The sequence below is a fragment of the Pseudomonas sp. Gutcm_11s genome (genome assembly GCF_028649395.1).
Taxonomy (GTDB): domain Bacteria; phylum Pseudomonadota; class Gammaproteobacteria; order Pseudomonadales; family Pseudomonadaceae; genus Aquipseudomonas.
Map to the genome: position 1 here is coordinate 1 of NZ_JAQSUW010000005.1, position 4345 is coordinate 4345.

General features: G+C 59.1%; 4 protein-coding genes and 3 tRNA genes. All 7 read left to right on the forward strand.

Annotated elements, in window-relative coordinates:
* Positions 1–290 precede the first annotated feature (290 nt).
* On the forward strand, positions 291–1256 hold the full coding sequence (gene birA / locus PTT45_RS00885) for a bifunctional biotin--[acetyl-CoA-carboxylase] ligase/biotin operon repressor BirA (protein WP_273810992.1): 966 nt from the start codon (positions 291–293) through the stop codon (positions 1254–1256).
* Positions 1246–2004 (forward strand): pantothenate kinase, encoded by a 759-nt coding sequence (locus PTT45_RS00890; RefSeq protein WP_273810993.1) that lies wholly within the window; start codon positions 1246–1248, stop codon positions 2002–2004. Before birA ends, PTT45_RS00890 begins: the two co-directional genes overlap by 11 nt.
* On the forward strand, positions 2004–2681 hold the full coding sequence (locus PTT45_RS00895) for an SPOR domain-containing protein (protein WP_273810995.1): 678 nt from the start codon (positions 2004–2006) through the stop codon (positions 2679–2681). Before PTT45_RS00890 ends, PTT45_RS00895 begins: the two co-directional genes overlap by 1 nt.
* Positions 2682–2810: 129 nt before the next feature.
* Positions 2811–2895 (forward strand) — tRNA-Tyr (locus PTT45_RS00900).
* Between the two features lie 25 nt (positions 2896–2920).
* Positions 2921–2994: transfer RNA gene (locus PTT45_RS00905), tRNA-Gly, on the forward strand.
* Between the two features lie 26 nt (positions 2995–3020).
* Positions 3021–3096: transfer RNA gene (locus tag PTT45_RS00910), tRNA-Thr, on the forward strand.
* A gap of 83 nt (positions 3097–3179) precedes the next feature.
* The coding region (gene tuf, locus PTT45_RS00915; RefSeq protein ID WP_273810981.1) for an elongation factor Tu at positions 3180–4345 on the forward strand (1166 nt) is incomplete at its 3' end.

The window sequence follows — 4345 nt, forward strand, 5'->3', positions numbered from 1 at the left end:
CCTATCCCCAAACCCCCATCCGCGCAAGCGGGTGGGGGTTTGGCTTTTGCGCGTAAGAAAATTCACAGTTGGCGAGGTTCCTATGCGCGGGACGCCGCCAGATGACAAATCTTGCCGGCGACGATAGTCGGCGCTGGATTGGGCAAATAAAAAGCCACCTCAATCGGTGGATTTTTATTTGCTCGGTATCTGCGGATATCTGTTTGCTGCCATTCTCCGCGTGCCGCATTTCTAGGCATTTCAAGACTGCATCGTTATGATGCCTGCCTCTTTGCTTGGGCGTTATTTTGATGCGCGAAGTCCTACATCTGCTGCGAGATGGTGAATTCCACTCTGGCGAGGCCCTGGGGGCCTTGTTGGGGGTGAGTCGTGCTGCTGTGTGGAAGCGTCTCGAGCATTTGGAGTCGGCGCTCGGGCTCTCGATCCATCGAGTGCGTGGGCGGGGCTATCGTCTGGCTTCGCCGCTTTCGCTGCTGGAGCAAGAGGAGCTTGTTTCTGAGTCCCTCGCCGCCGGCTGGTGTGCCGAGGTTCTCGAGGTGGTGGATTCAACCAATGCTGAGGTGCTTCGACGTCTGGCTGTCGGTGCGCCCGCGCCGTTGCTTGTTCTCGCGGAGAGCCAGGAGGGTGGTCGTGGGCGGCGAGGTCGCGCATGGGTCAGTCCTTTTGCCGAGAATCTCTATTACAGCCTCGGCTTGCGTCTGGAGGGCGGGGCTTTTTCCCTTGATGGCCTGAGTCTGACGGTGGGGCTCGCAGTGCTGCGTAGTTTGCGCGAGGCTGGCCTGGTCGAGGCCGGAGTGAAATGGCCGAACGACTTGCTCGTTGAGGGGCGGAAGATCGCGGGGGTGTTGTTGGAGTTGTCCGGCGACCCGGCCGGTGCCTGCCAAGTGGCGATAGGTATCGGTGTGAATGTGAATATGCTCCCTGGTCCCTCTGTTGCTATCGATCAGCCCTGGACGTCCGTTCGTGAATGCTGTGCTCGTCTTGTGGACCGTACGGCGTTGGCGCTAGCGCTTGGGCGCTGGCTAAGGCATTACCTGGATCTGCACGAGAAGGGCGGCTTTGCCGCCTTGCGAGACGAGTGGGAGGCCTGCCACCTCTGGCAGGGGCGAGAGGTTAGTTTGTTGGCTGGTCCGCAGCGTATCGATGGCGTTGTCCTGGGGGTGGATCACCTGGGGGCATTGCGCCTGAATGTGGCGGGGCAAGATCGGCAATATAGTGGCGGCGAGCTTAGCCTGAGGTTGCGTGATGATTCTTGAGCTGGACTGTGGAAACAGTCTGATCAAATGGCGGCTGCTGAGCGAGGCTCCTGCAGTTGCTCCAGTCGGTGGCGTGGTCGACTCGGATGAGGCGCTGTTGGGCGCTTTGCTGGCCGTTCCCGGGCTAGCGCTGTCGGGATGTCGATTGGTCAGTGTGCGCAGTGATGTCGAAACCGCTGCACTTGTCGGCCTGCTGGAAAGAGAGTTCGGTGCCCCAGTACTTTGTGCGCAGCCGGCGCTTGAGCTGGGTGGCGTGAGCAATGGCTATGAGGAATATGCGCGGCTAGGTCTGGATCGCTGGCTGGCAGTGGTGGGCGCCTATCAGCTCGCTGGTGGTGCTTGCCTGGTGCTGGATCTCGGGACCGCCGTGACCTCCGATCTTGTGTCTGCTGATGGTGAGCATCTCGGGGGGTACATATGCCCAGGGCTTCCGTTGATGCGTAATCAGTTGCGCACCCATACTCGGCGTATCCGCTACGACGATGTGGCGGCCGAGAAAGCGCTGCATAGTCTTCGGCCGGGGCGTTCGACCGTGGAGGCTGTCGAGCGCGGATGTGCGCTTATGTTGCGTGGCTTTGCGCTGGCTCAAGTCGAGCTCGCGAGCGAGTGCCTGGGGGATGGCTTCAGTGTCTATCTGACGGGGGGCGATGCATCTCTGGTGCGTGAAGTGCTGCCGCAGGCTCGCCTGGTTTCCGATCTGGTTTTCGTCGGTCTGGCCCAGGCCTGCCCAATGCCTGGAGTGCAATGATGCGTTGGGTCTTCTTGCTTCTGCTTGTGCTCAATCTCTTCTATTACGTGTGGCATCAGCAGCAGGCGCCGCTGCGAGTCAAAGAGGTTGAGCCGATGGCTCTGTACCAGGGCGCGCAGAAAGGCTTGCAGCTGCTCAATGCATCCGATCGTGCGAAGGTGCGTCCGGAGTTGCCGCAGGCGACTTCTCAATCGACGGATCAGACCTGTCTATTCCTCGGCAGCTTTCAGCAGGAGGATGGGGCGCGTCAGGTCGAGCAGCGTTTGATGGCGCTCGATATCCAGGCCGAGGTGCGCTCCGTGGATGCCACTGCGGGGCTCGACTATTGGGTCTATCTGGCTCCTCTGGCCTCGAGGCAGGCCTCGTTGCGCCAGTTGAAGGAGCTGCAGGCGCGCAGAATAGATAGCTACATCATTACCCAGGGAGACTTGGCCAACGGCATCTCGCTGGGCATCTTCCCGCGTAGCGACTCGGCGGAGAGTGTGCTTCAGCGCTTGCGTGATGCGGGCTATGAGCCCTTGCTGCGCGAGCTGCCGCGCGCGCAGCGCAGCTTCTGGGTGCGCATCGCTCCAGAGAGTCGGCGCCTGGCGGATGATGCCATGCCGCAGCTGGCCTCCGACTTCAAGGAGCTGCAGCATCAAATAATGCCGTGCGAAAGCGTTGCAAGTGCTCAGTAGTTTGCATAGAATGGCGCCCGCTTTGAGGGGGAGACCCTGATAGGCAGCTGTCAAAGAGTGCTAACCTCAAGTTTTTATTGAGAAAATGCTTGACAGCTAGGTGGCAGAAGTTAAAATGCCGCCCACTTTGGAGGGGTTCCCGAGCGGCCAAAGGGATCAGACTGTAAATCTGACGTCTACGACTTCGAAGGTTCGAATCCTTCCCCCTCCACCAGATTTAAGCGTGAGCTGCAGGCTCCGCGGGCATAGTTCAGTGGTAGAACCTCAGCCTTCCAAGCTGATGATGCGGGTTCGATTCCCGCTGCCCGCTCCAAGTTTGTTGTTCGTGCAAAGTGTTTCGCTCATGTAGCTCAGCTGGTAGAGCACACCCTTGGTAAGGGTGAGGTCAGCGGTTCAAATCCGCTCATGAGCTCCACTTCACAAAGGCAGATATGTATATATCTGCCTTTGTTTTAATGGCAGTGTCAGTTCTCTATTCCCTGTTCGGAGACGAGTCAGATGGCTAAGGAAAAATTCGAGCGTAATAAACCGCACGTCAACGTTGGCACCATCGGTCACGTTGACCACGGTAAAACCACTCTGACCGCTGCTCTGACTCGCGTCTGCTCCGAAGTATTCGGTTCGGCCAAGGTCGACTTCGACAAGATCGACTCGGCTCCGGAAGAGAAGGCTCGTGGTATCACCATCAACACCGCTCACGTTGAGTACGACTCGGCCGTGCGTCACTACGCGCACGTTGACTGCCCGGGCCACGCCGACTACGTGAAGAACATGATCACCGGTGCTGCGCAGATGGACGGCGCGATCCTGGTTTGCTCGGCCGCCGATGGCCCGATGCCGCAAACCCGTGAGCACATCCTGCTGTCCCGTCAGGTAGGCGTTCCTTACATCGTTGTCTTCCTGAACAAGGCTGACATGGTGGATGACGCTGAGCTGCTGGAACTGGTCGAGATGGAAGTTCGTGACCTGCTGTCCACCTACGACTTCCCGGGCGACGACACTCCGATCATCATCGGTTCCGCTCTGATGGCTCTGAACGGCCAAGACGACAACGAAATGGGTACCAGTGCTGTTAAGAAGCTGGTCGAGACTCTGGATGCCTACATCCCTGAGCCGGTTCGTGCCATCGACATGCCGTTCCTGATGCCGATCGAAGACGTGTTCTCGATCTCCGGTCGCGGCACCGTGGTAACCGGTCGTGTTGAGCGCGGTATCGTCCGCATTCAGGAAGAGATCGAAATCGTTGGTCTGCGTGCTACCACCAAGACCACCTGCACCGGCGTGGAAATGTTCCGCAAGCTGCTCGACGAAGGTCGTGCTGGCGAGAACTGCGGCGTGCTGCTGCGCGGCACCAAGCGTGATGAGGTCGAGCGTGGCCAGGTTCTGGCCAAGCCGGGCACCATCAAGCCGCACACCAAGTTCGAAGCTGAAGTGTACGTTCTGTCCAAAGAAGAAGGTGGTCGTCACACCCCGTTCTTCAAGGGCTACCGTCCGCAGTTCTACTTCCGTACCACCGACGTGACCGGTTCGTGCGAACTGCCGGAAGGCGTTGAGATGGTAATGCCGGGCGACAACATCAAAATGGTTGTCACCCTGATCAAGCCGATCGCCATGGACGACGGCCTGCGTTTCGCAATTCGCGAAGGCGGCCGTACCGTTGGTGC

Bases quoted from the DNA above. Each gene is read 5' to 3' on its own strand.
- PTT45_RS00895 (WP_273810995.1), top strand. From the start codon at position 2,004: ATGCGTTGGGTCTTCTTGCTTCTGCTTGTGCTCAATCTCTTCTATTAC.
- birA (WP_273810992.1), top strand. From the start codon at position 291: ATGCGCGAAGTCCTACATCTGCTGCGAGATGGTGAATTCCACTCTGGC.
- PTT45_RS00890 (WP_273810993.1), top strand. From the start codon at position 1,246: ATGATTCTTGAGCTGGACTGTGGAAACAGTCTGATCAAATGGCGGCTG.